Annotated in this window: 15 protein-coding genes; 14 read left to right on the forward strand and 1 reads right to left on the reverse strand. The window is 55.0% G+C overall.

Going from position 1 to position 21,176, the window contains the following annotated elements; translation table 11 throughout:
• Positions 1-32 precede the first annotated feature (32 nt).
• The 14 genes from HMPREF2890_RS07210 (at position 33) to HMPREF2890_RS07275 (ending at position 19,977) form a co-directional block, all read left to right on the forward strand.
• Positions 33-2,000, forward strand: coding sequence for a fumarate reductase/succinate dehydrogenase flavoprotein subunit (locus tag HMPREF2890_RS07210; RefSeq protein WP_070467108.1), 1,968 nt, complete (start codon positions 33-35; stop codon positions 1,998-2,000).
• Between the two features lie 25 nt (positions 2,001-2,025).
• Positions 2,026-2,787, forward strand: coding sequence for a succinate dehydrogenase/fumarate reductase iron-sulfur subunit (locus tag HMPREF2890_RS07215; protein ID WP_070467109.1), 762 nt, complete (start codon positions 2,026-2,028; stop codon positions 2,785-2,787).
• A 679-nt stretch (positions 2,788-3,466) separates the two neighbouring features.
• Positions 3,467-4,759, forward strand: a complete 1,293-nt coding sequence (glyA, locus tag HMPREF2890_RS07220; protein WP_070467111.1) for a serine hydroxymethyltransferase — start codon at positions 3,467-3,469, stop codon at positions 4,757-4,759.
• 36 nt (positions 4,760-4,795) lie between these two features.
• Entirely contained in the window at positions 4,796-7,204 is a 2,409-nt protein-coding gene (locus tag HMPREF2890_RS07225) for a family 20 glycosylhydrolase (RefSeq protein WP_070467115.1), read from the forward strand.
• A 281-nt stretch (positions 7,205-7,485) separates the two neighbouring features.
• Complete coding sequence (locus tag HMPREF2890_RS07230; protein ID WP_070467117.1) at positions 7,486-7,767, forward strand: HU family DNA-binding protein; 282 nt, start codon at positions 7,486-7,488, stop codon at positions 7,765-7,767.
• 367 nt (positions 7,768-8,134) lie between these two features.
• Complete coding sequence (locus tag HMPREF2890_RS07235) at positions 8,135-9,841, forward strand: Rne/Rng family ribonuclease (protein WP_070467244.1); 1,707 nt, start codon at positions 8,135-8,137, stop codon at positions 9,839-9,841.
• 163 nt (positions 9,842-10,004) lie between these two features.
• Positions 10,005-10,178: a phage minor head protein gene (locus HMPREF2890_RS08870; RefSeq protein WP_083289876.1), complete on the forward strand. Its 174-nt coding sequence runs from the start codon at positions 10,005-10,007 to the stop codon at positions 10,176-10,178.
• A gap of 766 nt (positions 10,179-10,944) precedes the next feature.
• Positions 10,945-11,145 carry a hypothetical protein gene (locus HMPREF2890_RS07245; RefSeq protein ID WP_070467121.1) on the forward strand — a complete coding sequence of 67 codons (201 nt, stop codon included), beginning with the start codon at positions 10,945-10,947 and terminating at the stop codon, positions 11,143-11,145.
• A 766-nt stretch (positions 11,146-11,911) separates the two neighbouring features.
• Positions 11,912-13,093, forward strand: coding sequence for a M24 family metallopeptidase (locus HMPREF2890_RS07250; RefSeq protein WP_070467123.1), 1,182 nt, complete (start codon positions 11,912-11,914; stop codon positions 13,091-13,093).
• A 36-nt stretch (positions 13,094-13,129) separates the two neighbouring features.
• On the forward strand, positions 13,130-13,993 hold the full coding sequence (locus HMPREF2890_RS07255) for a CPBP family intramembrane glutamic endopeptidase (protein WP_083289877.1): 864 nt from the start codon (positions 13,130-13,132) through the stop codon (positions 13,991-13,993).
• Positions 13,977-15,809 (forward strand): alpha-L-fucosidase, encoded by a 1,833-nt coding sequence (locus HMPREF2890_RS07260; protein WP_070467127.1) that lies wholly within the window; start codon positions 13,977-13,979, stop codon positions 15,807-15,809. Before HMPREF2890_RS07255 ends, HMPREF2890_RS07260 begins: the two co-directional genes overlap by 17 nt.
• An 11-nt stretch (positions 15,810-15,820) precedes the next feature.
• Complete coding sequence (gene nfo / locus HMPREF2890_RS07265; protein WP_070467129.1) at positions 15,821-16,669, forward strand: deoxyribonuclease IV; 849 nt, start codon at positions 15,821-15,823, stop codon at positions 16,667-16,669.
• Between the two features lie 3 nt (positions 16,670-16,672).
• Positions 16,673-17,467, forward strand: coding sequence for a 4-(cytidine 5'-diphospho)-2-C-methyl-D-erythritol kinase (gene ispE / locus HMPREF2890_RS07270; RefSeq protein ID WP_070467130.1), 795 nt, complete (start codon positions 16,673-16,675; stop codon positions 17,465-17,467).
• On the forward strand, positions 17,464-19,977 hold the full coding sequence (locus tag HMPREF2890_RS07275; protein ID WP_070467132.1) for a S9 family peptidase: 2,514 nt from the start codon (positions 17,464-17,466) through the stop codon (positions 19,975-19,977). Before ispE ends, HMPREF2890_RS07275 begins: the two co-directional genes overlap by 4 nt.
• Before the next feature lie 95 nt (positions 19,978-20,072).
• Here HMPREF2890_RS07275 and HMPREF2890_RS07280 read toward each other — a convergent pair whose 3' ends face one another.
• Entirely contained in the window at positions 20,073-20,984 is a 912-nt protein-coding gene (locus HMPREF2890_RS07280) for a metallophosphoesterase family protein (protein WP_083289879.1), read from the reverse strand.
• Positions 20,985-21,176: the final 192 nt, after the last annotated feature.

Consider the following 21,176-nt stretch of genomic DNA (forward strand, 5'->3'; position numbering starts at 1 on the left):
TTGTTTCACGCTCTAAATAGATAAGAATGACTATGTCTACACAAGATATAAATCTCGAGAAGAAGCTGGACGCCAAGATCCCTGAGGGTCCCCTTGCCGAGAAGTGGACCAATTACAAGGGTCATCAGAAGCTGGTCAACCCCGCCAATAAGCGTAAGCTCGATATCATCGTCGTGGGAACCGGTCTTGCCGGTGCCTCTGCCGCCTCTTCGCTGGCTGAGCTGGGATTTCATGTCAAGTCCTTCTGCATCACCGATAGCCCCCGTCGCGCTCACTCCGTAGCTGCTCAGGGAGGTATCAATGCGGCGAAGAATTACCAGAATGATGGTGACTCTGTCTACCGCCTCTTCTATGATACCATCAAGGGTGGTGACTACCGCTCTCGTGAGGCTAATGTCCATCGTCTCGCTGAGGTCTCTGCTGATATTATTGATCAGTGTGTGGCTATGGGTGTCCCCTTTGCCCGTGAGTATGGTGGCACGCTCGCCAATCGCTCCTTCGGCGGTACGCTCGTCTCCAGGACCTTCTACTCCAGAGGGCAGACCGGTCAGCAGCTCCTCCTCGGAGCCTACTCCGGACTGATGCGCCAGGTAGGGCTCGGTCACGTGGAGATGTACGCTCGCTATGAGATGGTCGACCTCGTCATCATTGATGGTCGTGCACGTGGTATCATCGCCCGCAATCTCGTCACCGGCAAGCTCGAGCGCTTCGGTGCTCACGCTGTGGTCGTCGCTACCGGTGGCTATGGCAATGCCTACTTCCTGACCACCAACGCTCTTGCCTGCAACGGCTCTGCAGCGTGGCTCTGCTACAAGAAGGGCGCATACTTCGCCAACCCCTGTATGGTACAGATCCACCCGACCTGTATCCCCAAGCAGGGCGATTACCAGTCCAAGCTGACCCTTATGTCGGAGTCGCTCCGCAATGACGGGCGCATCTGGGTACCTAAGAAAAAGGAGGATGCAGAGGCGATCCGAAATCGCACGAAGACCGCCCTCGACATCCCTGAGGAGGATCGTGACTACTACCTCGAGCGTCGCTACCCGGCATTTGGTAACCTCGTACCTCGTGATGTGGCCTCTCGTGCTGCTAAGGAGCGCTGTGATGCCGGATATGGTGTCGGCACGGGAGAGGCTGTCTACCTTGACTTCTCTGAGCCGATCCAGCGACTGGGACGGGAGGCGATCACTGCCAAGTATGGCAACCTCTTCGATATGTACAAGCTGATCACGGATGTGGATGCGTACACCTACCCGATGGAGATCTTCCCTGCTGTCCACTTTACCATGGGCGGTCTCTGGGTAGACTACGAGCTACAGACTACCATCCCCGGTCTCTTCGCCATCGGAGAGTGCAACTACTCTGACCACGGAGCCAACCGCCTCGGTGCATCTGCCCTCATGCAGGGCTTGGCGGACGGCTTCTTTGTGCTGCCCTACACGATGCAGAATTACCTCGCAGACCAGATCGAGCAGGGTCACGTAGACACCAATGCGCCTGAGTTTGTGGCTGCAGAGAAGGAGGTACATGAGCGTGAGAAGAAGCTGATGGATATCAAGGGCGACCTGACCGTCGACGACATCCATAAGAAGCTTGGTGCTATCCTCTGGGAGCACTGTGGCATGAGCCGAAATGAGGCGAGCCTCAAGGAGGGTCTCCGCAAGCTTGATGAGCTGACCAAGACCTTCTGGACCCGGGTCCGCATCCCCGGTGAGATCGAGGATCTCAATACCGAGCTGGAGAAGGCTTGGCGTCTCGCTGACTTCATCGAGATGGGTAAGCTGATCGCCCACGATGCGCTTGACCGTAAGGAGTCCTGTGGTGCCCACTTCAGAGAGGAGTACCAGACGGAGGAGAATGAGGCTCTCCGCAACGATAAGGACTTCAGCTATGTATCTTGCTGGGCTTACACCGGTGAGGATACACCCCCTGTGATGTATAAGGAGGAGCTTAACTACCAGTATGTAGTGCCTCAGACACGTAATTACAAGAAGGCATAATAGAGACGACGCACACTTAAGTATTATGGATAAGTTTATTGACATTAAAGTTAAGGTTTGGCGTCAGCGGAACCGTCATGAGAAGGGTCACTTCGAGACCTACGAGGTGAAGCATGTCGATGAGAACGCTTCCTTCCTTGAGATGATCGATATGCTCAATGATCAGCTCATCCGCGAGGGCAAGGACCCGGTTGTCTATGATAATGACTGCCGCGAGGGTATCTGTGGCGCCTGCTCCATGTATGTGGATGGTCACCCCCATGGTCTCCTCCCCGGAGCAACCACCTGCCAGCTCTATATGCGTAACTGGAAGAGTGGTGACACCATCACCGTAGAGCCGTGGCGCTCTGCAGGCTTCCCGGTCATCCGTGACCTGATGGTGGATCGCTCCTCTTTTGATAAGATCCAGCAGGCCGGAGGCTTCATCTCGATGAACGCCGGCTCCGCCCCTGATGGCAACGCGATCCCTGTATCGAGGGTTAACTCTGAGCTGGCTATCGATGCCGCCTCCTGCATCGGCTGTGGCGCATGTGTCGCAGCATGCAAGAATGGCTCCGCGATGCTCTTCGTCAGCGCCAAGGTAAGCCAATTTGCTCTCCTCCCCCAAGGTAGGGTCGAGGCCAAGAAGCGCGCTCGCGCCATGGTAGCCAAGATGGACGAGCTGGGCTTCGGTAACTGCACCAACACCCGCGCTTGTGAGATGGAGTGCCCGAAGAGCATCTCGATCTCCAATATCGCCCGTCTCAATCGCGAATTTATCAAGGCTAAGTTCGGTCAGACCGACTGATAGTAGCTATCCGGATCGTTAATATCCTAAGGAGAGACTCCCCCTGCGAGAGTCTCTCCTTTTTTTTGCATCTCACTCTATGGCTTAGTGAGGGTAGGGGGCATTGAGATTTTGTAGAGGGCGGTCAGGCGGCCTGCATCAGGGTGGATCATGATGAGGAGGCACACACCGGGGCATCACACGCTCTTGTCCGCCCGATAGCGGAGGAGAGAGTATCCGTGTGGCTGCGGTCATACCCAGGTCTGTTGGTCCTCTAATACACCCTCCCACAGCCGTCACTCTAATACCGATATTAGTGAAATCTAATATCGGTATTAGAGAAACCTAATATCGGTAAAGGATTTGACCCTGAAGTATAGGCTGATTTATCCCGAGACTCTTGTAGCAGGTGTAGGTGTCACAGACTGTCTGCTAAGCGAGCTCTGGCGAGCGCTTTGGTACACTGATAGCTCCGAGACTTTAGCATATTAGTCCGAAATACCTGTGGAGCGGACGCTCTCGAGGGTGGATTACTCCCTTACTCGAGTGATTTCTATACGATCCTCATGTGTTACCCCGTAATGGAGGAGAATTACATTGTTAAGCTCGCTAATTATCTTTAGATTTGCATAGGGGAGTGGACGTTTCCATATCTCGAAATAAACTACTGTAAACCAATAAACTTTCAACCTTTTTCATCATGAAAAGAGATCAACAGATTTTTGACCTGATCGACCAGGAGCGTCTGCGCCAGAAGCGCGGAGTGGAGCTGATCGCATCAGAGAACTTCGTCAGCGAGGAGGTACTCCGCGCTATGGGTAGCATCATGACCAACAAGTACGCTGAGGGCTATCCCGGCAAGCGTTACTATGGTGGCTGCCAGATCGTCGACCAGAGTGAGCAGCTGGCCATCGATCGCATCAAGAAGCTCTACGATGCCGAGTATGCCAACGTGCAGCCTCACTCTGGTGCTCAGGCCAATATGTCTGTCTTCCAGGCTTGCCTCAATGCCGGTGACACCTTTATGGGTCTAAACCTCGACCACGGTGGTCACCTGACCCACGGCTCGCTCGTCAACGCCTCCGGTATCCTCTACCACCCCGTAGCTTACGGTGTGCGCAAGGAAGATGGTCGCGTAGACTACGATGATATGGAGCGCAAGGCTAAGGAGACCCACCCGAAGCTGATCGTCGGTGGTGCCTCTGCCTACTCTCGCGAGTGGGACTACAAGCGTATGCGCGAGATCGCTGATAGCGTCGGTGCAATCCTCATGATCGATATGGCTCACCCTGCAGGTCTCATCGCTGCCGGCCTCCTCGCCAATCCGGTGAAGTACGCCCATATCGTTACCTCTACGACCCACAAGACCCTCAGAGGTCCGCGTGGTGGTATCATCCTGATGGGTAAGGACTTCGAGAACCCCTGGGGCAAGGCTACCAAGAAGGGTCGCATCAAGATGATGTCAGAGCTGATCAACTCTGCTGTCTTCCCCGGAGTGCAGGGTGGCCCTCTGGAGCACGTGATTGCTGCCAAGGCAGTTGCCTTCTACGAGGCTCTGCAGCCTTCCTTTAAGACCTACCAGACTCAGGTGCATGCCAATGCGGTAACCATGGCAGATACCTTCCTTGAGCTGGGCTATGACGTGGTCTCCGGCGGTACTGACAACCACCTGGTGCTGTTGGATCTCCGTAAGAAGTTCCCCGAGCTGACCGGTAAGGAGGCTGAGGATGCACTGGTGAAGGCTGACATCACGGCCAATAAGAATATGGTCCCCTTCGATGATCGTACCCCTGCCAAGACAAGCGGTATCCGCATCGGAAGCCCTGCAGCCACGACCCGTGGACTGAAGGAGGGAGACTTCAAGACCGTCGTACACTGGATCGATGAGATCCTCAGCAATCCTACCAGCGAGGAGGTGATCAAGAAGGTCCGCTCTCAGGTCAATGAGCTGATGGAGGATCGTCCTCTGAACGTCTGGGAGGATCGCGACTAATCTATCTGTAACTTAAGCACATTTAATATCGACTTAATGAGATTCATCAAGCATGTAGTCGTGGCTTTTGCCGGCATGCTTCTCTTTTCCGGTTGTGGTAATGGTGTGGAAAAGTCTCTCGACGAGGCTCCCTACAATCAGGGGATACACATCATACCTCAACCGGTAAAAGTGAATATGGGCCAAGAGCAGGGTCGCTGGACACTGACCTCTTCGACTAAGATTATCGCAGACGAGAGTCTTGCCATTGTCACTGACTTCCTCAGGGACAAGATCGCAAGCTCCACCGGATACGATCTGTCCGTGGAGCCCACGAGCAGTAACCCCGCCAAGGAGATCCGCTTCGTCATCGTGACTGACGAGGTGATCCCTCACGAGGAGGGATACACTCTCGACGTCACCTCTGACGGTGGTGTCCTGATCCAAGCATCCACCACCCGCGGTGCCTTTTGGGGTATGCAGTCTCTCCTCCAGCTCTTCCCGGCTGAGATCGAGAGTTCCTCCAAGGTCAATGCCAAGAGCTGGACCATCCCCTATGTCAACATTGTGGACTATCCGCAATTTAGCTACCGTGGTCAGCACGTGGATCCGTGTCGTCACTTCCAGACGATAGATGACGTGAAGAAGACCATCGATGTCCTCTCTATGCTCAAGATCAATAAGCTGCACTTCCACCTCACAGAGGATCAGGGATGGCGCATTGAGATCAAGAAGTATCCCCGTCTCACTGAGGTGGGTGCTGTGCGTACCGAGGGTGATGGCTCGACCTATGGTCCCTACTTCTACACGCAGGAGGAGATCAAGGATCTCGTCGCCTATGCCGATGCTCGATTTGTGGAGATTATTCCCGAGATCGAGCTGCCCGGCCACGCTGTCTCTGCCCTTTCAGCATACCCCTGGCTTGGATGCAAGGGTGAGGACTTCCCTTATGAGGTGCGTAACATCTGGGGTATCTCCAATGAGGTGATCTGTGCCGGTAAGGACTCCTCGATCGAGTTTTACAAGGACGTGCTGACGGAGGTGATGCCCCTCTTCCATACCGACTTCATCCACATCGGTGGTGATGAGGCTCCCAAGACGGAGTGGAAGCGCTGCCCCAATTGCCAGAAGCGGATCCGCGAGCAGGGACTTAAGGATGAGGATGAGCTGCAGAGCTGGTTTATCTCCCAGATCGGGACCTTCCTCAGCGAGCACGGCAAGCGGATGATCGGCTGGGATGAGATCCTCGAGGGAGGTATCCCGGAGAATGCCACGATCATGTCGTGGCGTGGCGAAGAGGGTGGCATCAATGCCGCCAAGGCTGGTCACGATGTGATCATGACCCCTTCCTCTCACGGCTTTTACCTTGATTACTACCAGGGTGATCCCAATGTAGAGCCGGTGGCTCTCTGCTGCCGCTCAACGCTGCCTCAGGTGTACGCCTACGTGCCCATCTCCGAGCATATCACTGCTGAGATGGCACCCCATATCCTCGGTGTGCAGGGCAATAACTGGTCGGAGTATATCCCCGATGGTCGTCATGCTCAGTATATGGCTCAGCCCCGTATGGCTGCGATTGCTGAGGTGGCTTGGACCCCGGTCAAGCAGAAAGACTTTGACAGCTTTGTCGGTCGTCTCGAGAACTTTACCGCCCGTCTCGGACTCCACGACTACAATTACTTTATCCCGCAGCCTGAGCAGCCCGACAATCGGAGCATCGACTGTGTGACCTTTGCCGGTGAGAGCATCACGATCCCCTTTGGCACTGTATACCCGGTACACAAGATCATCTACACGACTGATGGCACCGATCCCGTGGAGGGTAGTGCTCAGGAGTACACTGAGCCGCTGACCTTCTCCTCCGATACGGAGCTGAGGATCCGCACCTTGACCCAGAGTGGAGCTCTGAGTCCCGTGCGTGTCATCACGATACGTCATCAGGACTATGCGCCCGCTGTCTCTGCCACTGCGGACGGATATGAGTCGGGTCTCGACCTGACGACAGTCCGCAGGCAGTTCAAGTCCTCTGATGACTTTGAGTCCTACTCCGGTGATGATGCCATCCACCTCCATGGTGTGAAGCTCAGCGAGAGTGGGGAGAGGGTCTACAAGGAGGATATGGAGGAGCACCTGATGAGTAACGTCAACTGGAATGCTCAGGATTACTCCGGCTACGTGATGATCCCTGAGGATGGGGTCTATCGTATCCGCTGCAATAGCGACCGTCTCTGGCTTGATGGTGACCTCATCATTGACAATGGCGGCCTCTGCAAGCGCAATACGCACTCTGATGTGACCCTTGCTCTCGGTAAGGGTCTGCATAAGATCCGCTTTACTCAGGTGCTGGACTTTATCGGAAATTGGCCTAGTGGATTCTACGACCAGAGACCCTATATGGGTCGCTTTGATAAGGGCGAGCCACTTAAGGCGCTTCCCGACGAGGCTTACTTCTGTGACCCGAAGTAAACAAGAAATCAATTAATTACCCATCTGAGGGGGTGCATCCGGAGATCGGGTGCACCCCCTCCTGCTTGTCGCTCACTCCCGCCTGGTGCCCAAAAAGGGTTAAGATATGGGACGGAAGTCTGAATTTATAGTGATAGCTAACAAGTTACGACATAGATGGGGGACGAAATAGTTAGGGGGAAAGGGTAAAAAGGTGTATCTTTGCATACTCTTTGCGTAGAGGCTTGGAGAAGCGGGGTGGGATTAGCGTAGTAGTAATCCAAAATTTATTGCAGCATATTATGATAAAAGCAGACCTTGTCAATGAGGTTTCCAAGAAGACCGGTATCGAGCGCAAGCTTGTCATGACTACGATCGAGTCGGCTATGGATGTGATCAAGGAGACTATGATCAATCAGGAGAACGTCTACTTGCGTGGCTTTGGCAGTTTCGTCGTCAAGGAGAGAGCAGCCAAGACCGCTCGTAACATCAGTAAGAATACGACCATCCAGCTCCCTGCTCGTAGGGTCCCCACCTTTAAGCCTTCTAAGACTTTCGCTGAGAAGGTCGACAAGAATAAGTAATGATATCGATCAGCGGTCGTGGTTTACGGCTGCCGACTAAGTACTTTCAATTTTAAACGTAAATATTATGCCAAACGGGAGAAAGAAGAAGAGACATAAAATGTCTACTCACAAGCGTAAGAAGAGACTGAGAAAGAACCGTCACAAGAAGAATAAGTGATCGCTCTACCCTGTATCTCTGACTTCGATCTCGCATCGAGATCCGACAGCTGAGAGTACAGTGTGCTCATTTTACGCCTTGAATGGTTTTGAGAGTGAGTCTCTACGGGAAGCGGTTTTTAGTCGCATGCTCATGTAGGCTCGCTCTTGTTTTTTACTAATAGGCTACCGGCTTCATCGCCGTAGCCGGATGATTAAATTTACTCGTGTGAAAAGTCAACTTGTCATCGATGTGCGACCTAAGGAGGTCCTCATCGCGGTCCTTGAGGATCGTAGACTGGTGGAGCTCCGGAGAGAGAAGCAAAACATCTCTTTCTCGGTGGGAGATATCTATCTCGGCACGGTGAAGAAGGTGATGCCCGGGCTCAATGCGGCATTTGTCGACATTGGGCATCAGAGGCAGGCCTTCCTCCACTATCGTGACCTGGGTAGCAGCTTCCTGACAGCTCAGAGCTTCCTCAGCGCACAGCGTAAGTATGGTAAGAGCTTTTCTCCCGAGCGAGTAAAACTAGAGAAACCGATCCCCAAGACCGGGGACATTGCCGATCAGCTCAAGGCCGGTGATGAGGTGATGGTGCAGATCACCAAGGAGGCGATCTCTACCAAGGGTCCGCGGCTTTCGGCAGAGCTCTCCTTTGCCGGTCGCTACCTGGTCCTCATCCCCTTTGCCGACAAGGTCTCTGTCTCCCAGAAGATCGGGAGCAAGGCCGAGCGAAATAGGCTCAAGCAACTGGTCCTCAGTATCAAGCCCAAGAATGTGACCGTCATCGTCAGAACCTCTGCCGAGGGCGTCAAGGTGGCTGAGCTGGATCATGAGCTCCGTAGCCTGATCAAGAAGTGGGACTCCACTGTCGCAAGTCTCAATACTGCAGTGCCGCCCTCCAACTCTCGGAAGAAAGGGCAGGGCAATGGCAGGAATAACCCCTCCCCCTCCTCAGACGGCAAGCCTTGGCAGATGCTCCACGAGGAGACCAATCGTGTGATCAGTCTCCTCAGGGACACGTACGACTCCTCTCTGAAGGAAGTCTATGTCAATGATCAGAGCATGGTGCGGGAGGTGACGGACTACGTTGACCTCATCGATCCCGGCAAGGGTGATATAGTGCGGTTTTACGATGGGCGCAACCCCATCTTTGATCACTTTGACATCACTCGTCAGGTCAAGCATCTCTTCGGTAAGATCGTTACTTACCGTCAGGGTGCATACCTGTACATAGAGCAGACCGAGGCGATGCATGTCATTGATGTCAATAGTGGCAATCGCGCACGAGGATCCTCTCAACAAGAGGATACCGCAGTAGACGTCAATCTATCTGCCGCCGAGGAGATCGCCCGTCAGATGAGACTGAGGGACTTGGGAGGCATCATCGTCATTGACTTCATCGATATGGCTGAGGCTGCCAATAGGCAGAAGCTCTATGAGCATATGATCCAGTGCATGACCAATGACCGAGCCAAGCATACAGTCCTGCCGCTCACGAAGTTTGGCCTCATGCAGATCACTCGCCAGAGGGTCCGCCAGGCTATGATCGTGGAGACGCAAGAGACCTGTCCCACCTGCTTAGGCACCAGCAAGGTGCAGCCTACGCTCTTCTTCACAGACAAGCTTGAGCAGATGATCAAGCAGCTGACTCAGGAGGAGGGCATCAGGACACTGACGCTTCACGTTCATCCTTATGTAGCTGCCTACATTCGCAATCGACAGGGCAAGGGATTCTTGGGGCTGATGGGTACCAAGTCTCTCCTCTCCACCTGGAGGACCTCCTATGGGAAGGGCATCGATGTGCTCCCCGACCAGTCCATTGGGATGATCGACTACGAGCTGACAGATGCGGAGGGCAACGACTTGTCGCATTTCCTCGATGAGGATGTGAAGGGGCTGGACCCCGAGGACGAAGAGGCCACCGAGGACTGATGGTACGTATGTGACCAAAGCTGATTTTACTCGCTCTCGATAAGAGAAGCAACCTAAAGAAACAAAGAGCCGGAGTACTCCCTGACAGCAGGGTAGTGCTCCGGCTCTTTTTGCTTCACAGTGATCTCTCTATCCCAGTCTCGAGTACCTCGAGAGCGACTCGGTGGAGAAGAGGGAGGAGCACCTCGCCCTCGTCGGCACCATCCGCCCCATCGAGGACCCGTGGTGGGACACCCACATGCCGCCCAGTGCGTGGAATTGCAAGTGCTCTGTCCGCAAGACGCGCCGGGCAGTGACCCCGGTGCTGGCTCTACGACCGGCTCCGCCGAGACCCTGACTACACTGATGTCGCCTTTGACCCCAAGACCGGAGGACTGAGGGCCACCCACGTCAGACACAAATTCTCCAAGAGTGTAGGTAGTCGCAGAGAGCTGGCTGTGCAAGAGGTGGGCTTCCGAGAAGGACACGCAGTGATACTGGGGGATGAGTCCTCGGACTTTAATGTCAAAGTAACAGATGGCACCTGGGACGGCAAGCCTATGGAGATTGCGACACTCACTACCGGAGGGGCAAGCAATGTGAGAAATGCACTTAAGCACTGCGCCGAAAAGAAAAGTGCACAAATAGCAGTACTCTACTGCAATCAAGAGACGTGTGAATTTGTGCAAGGGCTAGGTAGGTACTATGGACTAAAGGGGACATCCCAGTGGAGACAATTTGAGGAAGTGGTGCTCATCTATGGTAAAAGAGTAGTGACGTACCACCGGAGGTAGTACGTCACTATCGGAGCGATGGACGGCGGGTACCGAGGTGCCGATCTCTTACCGAACCTTCGCAGGGCAAATGTAGGGAGAATAATCAGTACGACCAAATAGTAACCGATGGACATAGAGGAGCTTAGCGAGAAGTTTGACGACAAGATGGCGGAGATGAGGACCTATCCGGAGGGGGGTGCTCATCTATGGTAAAAAGAGTAGTGACGTACCACCGGAGGTAGCACGCCACTAAACGGAGCAGCACACGGCGGGTACATGTACCGATCTCTTACCGTATCCTGCACGACAAATGTAGGGAGAAGAACTGATACAACCAAATAGTAACCGATGGACATAGAGGAGCTTAGCGAGAAGTTTGGCGACAAGATGGCTGAAATGAAGGCCTATCTGGAGGGGGGTGACGTGCGGGAGCTGATGGCGGGTCTCGCCATCGAGCACTTCCGCGACAGCTTCCACCGAGAGGGCTTCGTCGACAAGGCGGTCAACCCCTGGAGGGAGGTGAAGCGCCGCGACCCCTCCTCGCCCTGATACGGTCACTCCGGACAGACGGGGCGACCCTAATATCACGTCCGAGTATTTCGAACCGGGAGCAGGGCTGTCAAAGTATATCGGACGAAGGGTGACTTCGAAGTGGGCACTGTTCGGAGGGATCGCAATTATCCACAAAAAGAAAATCGTAGCGCATTATTATCTGTAATGCACTACGATATGGAGCAGCGAACGGCGGAAGTTTTGCTTCAATCTTTAACCGCATCCTGCACCGCAAATATAGAAACTATTAGCATATGGTACCAATTCTAGGATATATCCTCCACGGCGAGACGCGCGAGCTCTCCCGAGCGATGAGCCGTAGGAAGAAGAATAAGGTCAGGGAGATGCTTAGGCAATTTGTAGTTAGTAATTGAGGGCAGAGCCTTGGACGAAAAGCGGACGACAGCCGGACGAGGACCGGCCGAATGGCACTCGAGGACCGGACGGGAGGCACTCGAGGACCGGATGGCTAACGGGGTCTATACCCCGCATTCACCAAGTATAGACCCTGTGATCACGGGGTATAGACCCCGTTTTCGCCTAGTATAGACCCCGTCTCATCATCTATAGGATCTCTCAAAAGTGCGTATCAGCGTGCAAACTTCAGACACTGTTGCCCGAACTATTTTTTCAGCCCCTTTCTTTGCCCTTTGATTAGCGGACAAGAGCCTTTAAGGCAAACTTTGGTATCTTAGTACAGTCGTAGGATCACTTGGAGTGGTCCGGATACTCACAATTTGAATACCATACAAGAAATAGATCTATGTCACTGTCTCACGAAGAGCTGAGCTGTAGGCTCGCAAAGATCAGACAAGCTATGACTGCAGAGGGCTGCGAGAGCCTCCTCTTGCGGAGCATCCCATCCCAGCTGTACCTCACGGGGAGCGTAGTCTCCGGCTGGATCTACGTACCAGGCGAGGGTGACCCCATCTTCTTCCCTGACCGGACAGGCAACCGGCTCTCAGAATATGATCCTGCAAGGGTAATCCCGGTACGAAAGCCGGAGCAGATCCCTGCTGAGCTAGAGTCCCTTGGGTATCGCATTGATAAGGGGACTGCTCTCGAGAAGAGCTACCTCACAGAGGTGGACTACGAGCGGCTGAGTAAGCTCTCCCCCTCAGGTGTGAGCTCCGTCGACGCCGGTGCTCTGCTGCGGCAGGTGCGTATGACTAAGACGCCGGGTGAGATACGCTTGATCAGGGAGACCGCCGCTCGTCACTCTGAGATCTATGAGATTGCCCCACAGCTCTACGAGCCGGGTATGACTGACCTGGAGTGGCAGTTTGCTCTCGAGTATGAGATGCGTAAGCGTGGCTGGGTTGGTCTCTTCCGCACCTTTGGGACGCAGATGGAGAGCTTCTCAGGCAGTGTCATCGCCGGGGACAACGCCTCCTGCGCCTCCCCCTACGACTTTACGATGGGCGGTAGGGGAGTGGCTTCCTTCCCTCTCGGAGCTGCAGGTCACGTCGTTCGTCCCGGAGAGTCTGTGATGGTGGACTTGGCTGGGGACTACACCCAGTATCAGTCGGACTGCACGCGGACCTACTACGTGGGCACTCTTCCAGATGAGGCCTTCCGCTGCCACGAGATCTCGCTACGTCTGCACGAGTGGCTCGAGGAGGTGGGAGAGCCCGACTTCCCCGTCGGTGAGATCTACAATCATTGCCTTCACTTGGCGGAGCAATTTGGCGTGGCGGATCACTTCATGGGAGATGAACTGAGGGCTCGCTACGTGGGGCATGGCGTCGGGCTGGAGATCAATGAGCTCCCGATCCTCACCGGTCGCTGGCCGGGTGTGCTGGAGGAGGGTATGGTGATCGCATTTGAGCCCAAGATCATCCTCCCAGGTGTCGGTGCGCTTGGGATTGAGGACACTTACCTTGTGCTGCCCGATGGGCTGGAGTGCCTCACCACACCGGAGCGGACACTCGTCAAGCTTTGCTAAGTCTGTACCCTCGCTCGGGGTCTTAACCATCTGCGCATGACTATCCATCCCACATACGACCTGCAGAGCAGGGCCCGCTTCAGTCAGTTGGTCTTCCTCTTCGCTGTGATGCTGATTATGGCGGGAGTGTTCTCCTTCTTGATTACTCCGATCCTGAGTATGATTCCCCTCTCTGAGACGGAGTCTTTGTTTGTCTCGCAGATCTGCTCTTCTCTATTGATCATCTGGGTTCCGCCCGTTTTACTCAATACCTACTATAAGGCTCGGTACCTAAGTCCATTCTTCCACCCTCTCGCGATGGTGAGGCTACCTCAAGTGGCATTGGGGCTTGCAGTGGCTCTCTTGGCTCTCGTCCCCTCGTCCTTGCTGGAGGACCTGATGCGGATGATCCCGGAGCCGGAGGCACTTGCTCCTTTGTCGGCACAGGTGGAGCGCACTACCGAGATGATGATCTCTGACCACAGCGTGGGAGGGATCACCCTTGCGTTGATCGCCCTCGTGGTGGTTGCTCCGCTGACCGAGGAGTATCTCTTCCGCGGCGTGCTGCAGCAGTGGGTCCTCTCGGTCACCCGGAGCGGGCATACTGCAGTGTGGGTGGTGGCTCTGCTATTCTCGCTGATACACATGGAGTGGGGCGGACTCCTGTCTCGCACCTTTATGGGAGTGCTGCTGGGCTATGCCGCTCTCTATGGGGGGCTAAGGGTCTCTGTCCCTATGCATGCCCTGAATAATCTACTGGTCTATCTCCTCCTGCTCTGTGGCGACCCCGAGCCGTGGAGCCCTCTCCCCCTTGGGATCGTCTCCGTGCTGATCTCCGTAGTCTGCCTCATCGCCATTGGCGTCCTTCTCCGATATATGTCTCAAAGAACAAAATCCGAATATCATGAAACGATCAACTAAATTACTTGCTCTCTTAGCACTATCTCTTCCTCTGCTCGGTCTCTTGACCTCTTGCGAGGGAGCAAAGCAGAGTACCTACTATACCCAGCGTGTGGACTTCCCTGAGGGAGCAACGCTTGACACAAAGGTGGAGATGGCCTCGCAGCTGATCCCCTCCGAGAAGCAACAGGCGTGGCAGGAGCTGGAGCTGACCGCTTTTATCCACTTTGGGGTCAATACCTTCACCAATCAGGAGTGGGGCGATGGGACGGAGGATCCCGCCATTTTCGTCCCCGAGCATCTGGATACCGATCAGTGGGTGAGGACGCTCAAGGATGCCGGCTTTCGGCTCGTGATACTTACCTGTAAGCACCACGATGGCTTCTGCCTCTGGCAGACAGAGACCACGGACCACTCGGTGAAGTCCTCCCCGTGGCGCAATGGCGAAGGCGACGTGCTGAGGGATCTGTCGGCATCGTGCAAGAAGTATGATATGAAGCTGGGAGTCTACCTCTCCCCCTGGGATCGCAATGCAGCCTCTTATGGTACCGGCAAGGACTACAACGACCTATACATCGCTCAGCTCACGGAGTTGCTCTCGGACTATGGCGATATTGATGAGGTGTGGTTTGATGGCGCTTGCGGTGAGGGTCCCAATGGTAAAGTACAGGAGTACGACTGGGAGCGGGTCTTTGAGACGATCCATAAGCTGCAGCCCAATGCCGTCAGCGCGATCATGGGTGAGGATATCCGCTGGGTGGGTAACGAGAGTGGCCTCGGTCGTGAGACGGAGTGGAGTGCCACCGTCCTCGCACCAGACTCCTATCCTGAGAGTGACAGCCTCTACAAGGCACTTGATATAAATGCTATGTCAGAGGACCTCGGCAGTCGGGAGATGCTCGCCAAAGCAGGGTCCCTCTACTGGTATCCGAGCGAGGTGGATGTATCCATCCGCCCGGGATGGTTTTGGCACCCGGAGGAAGAGCCAAAGTCTCTCAAGCAGCTGTCGGACATCTACCTCCAGTCTGTGGGGCGCAACTCGGTCCTGCTGCTCAATATCCCTCCCACTCGGGATGGACTGCTGGATGAGCGGGATGTGAAGCGCGTGGGGGAGCTGGGGCAGTGGATCCGTCAGCTCAATGAGCAGCGTGCCGCTACCGAGGATCTTGCTCACGAAATCAGAGTGGGAGGAAGTGTTGTGACGGAGCTCGATCCCGATATGCAGGTGGGGGTGATCCTTCTGCAGGAGGATATCTCCCGTGGGCAGAGAGTTGAGAAGTTTCACGTAGACGGTCTGATGGACGATGGTACTTGGTCGCAGATTGCCAAGGGAACCACCATCGGCTACAAGAGACTTCTCCCGCTGGAGGTACAGGCGAAGTATAGCAAGATCCGTCTCGTCATCGATGAGGGTCGTGGAAGCTCGGTCTTCATCCGTCACATCAATGCCCTCGTACTGCCGCCACTGTCAAGCTCAGAGCTGGCCGACGATATGCCCGGGATTACCCCTATCTCCAAGCAGGGCTGGACCGTCTCGAGTGTTAGTCCACTGGAGATCCTCTTTGGCAGAGAGCTGAGTGTGCAGGGACTTATCTACACGCCTGCTAAGGGTCGAGATGCCACCACGCTCCCCTTCACCTACCTGCTGGAGGGGTCGGAGGATGGCAAGAGCTGGAAACCGCTGGCGAGGGGCGAATTCTCCAACATCGTCAATAATCCGATCCCGCAGAAGATCAAACTTGACCGCGTCTATTCGCTTCGTGGGATGCGCCTTACCGGCACTACAGTGGAGGGTCATGGAGTGCCGCTTGAGGAGTCTGAAGTAGTACTCTATTAATCCCTTTGACAATGACGAAATATATCGGTGCGCACGTCTCCAGTGCGGGTGGAGTGCAGAATGCTCCGCTGAATGCCAAGGGGATCGGCGCCAATGCGTTTGCTCTCTTTACACGAAACCAGCGTCAGTGGTTCCCCAAGGCGCTGAAGGAAGAGGACATCGAAGCCTTTAAGGTCAATATGGCGGAGTGCGGCTTTGAGTCACAGTATGTCCTGCCTCATGCCAGTTACCTGATCAACCTTGGTTCGCCTCGGGAGGAGGTGATGAAGAAGAGCCGGCACGCCCTCACGGATGAGATGCAGCGGTGTGAGCAGCTGGGCTTGGGGATGGTCAATTTCCACCCGGGAGCCAATCTCGGAGAGACCTCCGTCTCTGCCTGTCTGGCTCAGATTGCTGAGGGTATCAACATCTCGCTCGAGCGAACTGAGGGTGTGAAGGCGGTGATCGAGAATACCGCCGGTCAGGGATCCAATCTTGGTTTCACCTTTGAGCAGATCGCTGAGATCATCGATGCTGTAGAGGATAAGAGTCGTGTCGGTGTCTGTATCGACACCTGCCACGCGACTGCAGCAGGGTATGATATCCTGACTGAGCAGGGGTACCATGCGATGATGAAGTCCTACGAGGAGCTGATCGGGCTGGAGTACCTCTGTGGCATGCACCTCAATGACTCCAAGAAAGGGGTGGGCTCTCGTGTCGACCGCCATGAGTCGCTTGGGGATGGCGAGATTGGCATAGCCCCCTTTGAGTGGATCATCCGTGATCCCCGTACCGATCATATCCCGCTGATCCTTGAGACCCCCAATCCTGATCGCTGGGCTGAGGAGATCGCCTTGCTGAGGACCTTTGAGACCAAGTAAGGGATGATCGCTTTTCCTCAGGCTAAGATCAATATCGGTCTCCGCATTACCGGCGTGAGACCGGACGGCTACCACGAGCTGGAGACACTCTTCTACAGGATACCGCTCTGCGATGCCTTAGAGGTGGTGCCGGCAGAGAGGGATACCCTCGATGATGGAGGCTTTGGTGACCCGCAGCATAACCTGGTCGTGCGGGCTGTGGAGATCATGCGTGAGGGGGGGGTGGCTATTCCCCCACTGGAGGTGATTCTCCGTAAGCGGATCCCCACCGGTGCCGGGCTTGGGGGAGGCTCCTCCGATGCCTCCTCGATGCTTCTCATGCTAAGGCAGCTCTATGCCTCTGACCTCTCGGATAAGCGTCTGGCTGAGATGGCACTTAGTCTGGGGGCGGACTGCCCCTTCTTCCTCACCTCAGGTGCCCAGATCGGTCGGGGGGTGGGGGAGCTGCTTCATCCTTTCCCTCTTGACTTATCTGGGTGGGTGCTGACCTTAGTCCTTCCGGGGATCCATGTCTCCACGGCTGAGGCTTATCGTGAGATAGGGATTTCGGAGCCTGCTGAGCCTCTCAAGGAGATACTGGAGCGACCGGTGGCTGAGTGGCGTGACCTTGTGGTCAATGACTTTGAGGTTCCCATCTTCGCCCATCATCCCGAGCTGGCTGAGGTAAAGGATCAACTCTATGCCTCCGGCGCTACCTATGCATCTATGACCGGGTCCGGCTCCTCCCTCTATGCCTTGAGCCCGGCTCCACTAAGTCGACTTACTACCCAATACACTACATATACCTATCTATTATGAAGAAAGTACTCTTTCCGATAGTTCTTTCTCTACTGGTGGGCGGACAGGCATTTGCTGCACATCCGACCGATACCTTAACCATCCTGCACTACCGGGCACTCCCTGTGACAAAGCTCACTGCTCCGATGGAGACCGATAGTGTCAATCTCTATGGCAAGTCTCGCGACTCCTTTACGTCCTTGACTGATCTGCCGATGGTAGCGCCCGAAAGCCCCTTACTGGCGGACGTCACTGCACCTGCGGATACGGTTATCCGACTCGAGGGGGGGAGGCTGTATAGGCTCTCAACCGCCATACTCTCCACATCGTACGAGAAGGCCTCCCTGGTTGTCTCCTGTACGATGCCCTACAAGCTCTACTTCGATGGCAAGGTCCTTGGAGAGAAAAATAGAGTGCTGACTAACCCGCAGGAGGATCACTATGACTTGACCATCTATCCCTCAGCGCGTCGCACTCTGTCCATTGCCATAGAGGCAAGAGACTCGGCCAAGTTGGTTATGTCGGTCGTCCCCAAGAGATCCGGTCATACCCTCTCCCTCAGGACTGATCCTGTAGAGTATATGAGTATGGACTTTGGACTCACCGAGGAGACTCTGACAGGTGTACGTATGTCCCCCAGTGGTCGCTTTACTGTTCTCTCCTCCGTCCGTATTGTTGACCTTAAGCGTCTCTACTCCACCGTGCTCTATGAGTGGACCCGTCGCATAGGGACCCTTCCCGATGGGGTCGCTAATGGTAGCTGGATGCCCCGCTCGGATCGGCTCTACTATACGGTGCAGACCGATCTCGGCAGGAGTCTGATGACCTACGACCCGGCTACGGGTGCTGAGGAACTCCTCTGTGAGGCCATCCCCGAGGGATCCTTCACGATGGCTCCAAGTGAGGATCGCTTGATCTTCTATCGAGAGACAACAGGTGACAAGCACTCTACCTATGTGGATCGAGCGCTAGGGCGCGATGACCATAGGGGGCTGACGGGACCCAGGACGCGATATGATCTTTACCTCTTTGACTTCGCCACGCGAGACTATCGCCCTCTGACCTATGGCTATCGCTCCGTGGGGCTGGAGGACATTAGTCCGGACAGCAGGCGGATCATTTATTCAGTGACAGATGAGGATGTCACGGAGTCTCCCTTCTACGCCACTGCCTACTACGAGATGGATCTGGAGACGATGGCGGTTGATACCCTCTTTGCTCCCACTTCTGATCTCTCCTACGTTGGCTATACCCATGCCCCGGGTCAGTTGCTTGTCCTGGGCAATCCTGATGCCTTTGACGGTCTGGGGCGCAACCTCCCCGATGGTATGACGACAAATACCTACGAGACGGATATCTACCTCTATGACCGGAGGAGCAGGACGGCTAAGGTCTTTACGAAGGACTTTGCCCCCTCCGTGCAGTCAGTTCGCCTCGCTCAGGACCGGATGCAGGCGCTCTTCCGTGCTGCGGACAGGGACTACCAGAGGCTCTACACGCTTGACCTGATAAGTGGAAAGATCAGCCCTCTGCCGGTGAGTGTTGATTATGTGGGATCCTACGCTGTGGATGCTCAGTGCAAGACCTTTGCTTACGTCGGTGAGTGTGCCAATAGGGTGGCGAATGCTTACCTGGGAGATGTCACACGTCGCACCTCCTCGGTCCTCAGAGATCTGGCCTCTGAGCGGATGAAGGATATGAAAGTGGGAAGTGTGCAGGACTGGAGCTTCACCATGCCGGATGGCAGTCAGGTGCCGGGACGCTTTTACTTGCCACCGACCTTTGATCCCCAGAAGAAGTACCCGCTCTTGGTGTACTACTACGGCGGTACCTCACCCGTGGGGCGGATGTTTGACTGGTACTACTCTCAGCCGATGTATGCCGCACAGGACTATGTCGTGCTGGTGCTCAATCCGAGCGGTACCATTGGCTGGGGTCAGGAGTACGCATCCAGGCATGTCAATGCCTGGGGTGACCGGACCGCTGATGAGATCATCGCTGCCACTAAGGGCTTCGTCGATAGTCATCCCTATGTCAATGGCAAGCGGATCGGCTGCTTCGGTGCCAGCTACGGAGGCTTTATGACCCAGTATCTCCTCACTAAGACGGACCTCTTTGCCTGCGCCATCAGCCACGCCGGCATCAGTGCACTCTCCTCCTACTGGGGGCAGGGTACCTGGGGCATCGGATACAGCACGGTCGCTAGTACAGACAGTTATCCGTGGAATAATCCCGACCTCTATGCCAAGCACAGTCCGCTCTTCCGTGCCGACAAGATCCACACTCCTCTGCTCCTCACCCATGGCACATCGGACACCAATGTCCCCTTCGGAGAGAGCGTCCAGCTCTACAATGCGCTCAAGATCCTCGGACGACCGGTGGAGCTGATCCGCGTCTATGGTGAGGATCACCATGTGATGGAGCTCCACCGCCGGCAGATCTGGATGCGCTCGATGATGGCATGGTTCCAGAAGTGGCTCAAGGATGACCCCACCTGGTGGGACGATATGTATCCTGAGCGACACTACTGATCCGACAGACCTTATCCCTTAGGTGGGTAAAAGGAAAAAGAGGCCTCCTTGTTATTCGGCAGGGAGACCTCTTTTTTTCTCTACCTTTTACTCCACTACTCGTCCCAGCCGTCGTCGATATACTCCCAGCTGTACTGATCCTTCTCCGGGTCAAGCGTCAGCAGGAGGTAGCCCTCCTCTGTGCCATCTAAGGGTCCCTGCCACCAGGCACCACTCACAGCACCTCCCATCAGGAGCCAGGTGCCGTGACTGAATAGCTCCTCATGGACGTGATTGTGTCCCTGCAGCACCGCCACCGTATGATACTCTGCGAGGAGATCCCAGAGGGGCTTGAAGTTGCTTATCAGATCCTTGTCACACACCTTCCCCTCCGTGGCAGCATAGTACAGCGACTGGATCGGCACGTGGGTAACCACGATCAGAGGGCACCCCTCCGGCATTTCCTTTAGGTCCTCCTTGATCCACTCCATCTGCTCCCGAGAGATCGAGTAGCTGCCCTTCTTGCTCGGGACGACCGAGTTGATCACCACATAGTGGACCCCCTTGTGGTCAATGGAGTAGGTCGAGCGACCAAGGTGCTTCTCAAAGAGCTCCACCCCTGTCGGCTCCTTGCTGCCATCCTCGCGGTAGTAGTAGCGGTCATGATTCCCGATGGTATAATAGGTCGGGATGCCGGTCTCCTCGGCCATACTGCGTATCCTGTCCAGAGCAAGCCCGGCCCTCTCGTAGTCCTCCGGCAGACGTCGATCTAGATCGGCCAGGTCACCCCCCAGGATCATAAGGTCCACGTCGTGATCCTTTACGCTATCAAGAGCACGCCTGTAGCCGGCGCACTTACGGGGCGTCCCCTGTACGTCGAGGTGAATGTCTGTAAGGAACGCTACTCTGAATGGTCCCGACTCTTCGGCCTCTATTGTTAGCGGGGTGATCAGTAGAGCTAAGAGCAAGGGGAGGAGTAGTCTTGAGATAAGACCTGTACTTGAGGGACTCATAGTGTGTTGTGTCATGAGATAGATGATTGATTGTTGCTTTTTGCTTTTTGCTTTATGCAAATCTACCACGCTCCTGTCTCATGTGCGTGTCGATATTGATACAGATTTGTTTCAGTCACCATAGGTGAAATTGCCTATCGGCGAAACGCCTGAAGATCACAGCGAAAGATCCTCTACCTACAGGGTCATTTCTTTTACCGGTAAAAG

Source organism: Porphyromonas sp. HMSC065F10 (genome assembly GCF_001808555.1).
Lineage (GTDB): Bacteria > Bacteroidota > Bacteroidia > Bacteroidales > Porphyromonadaceae > Porphyromonas_A.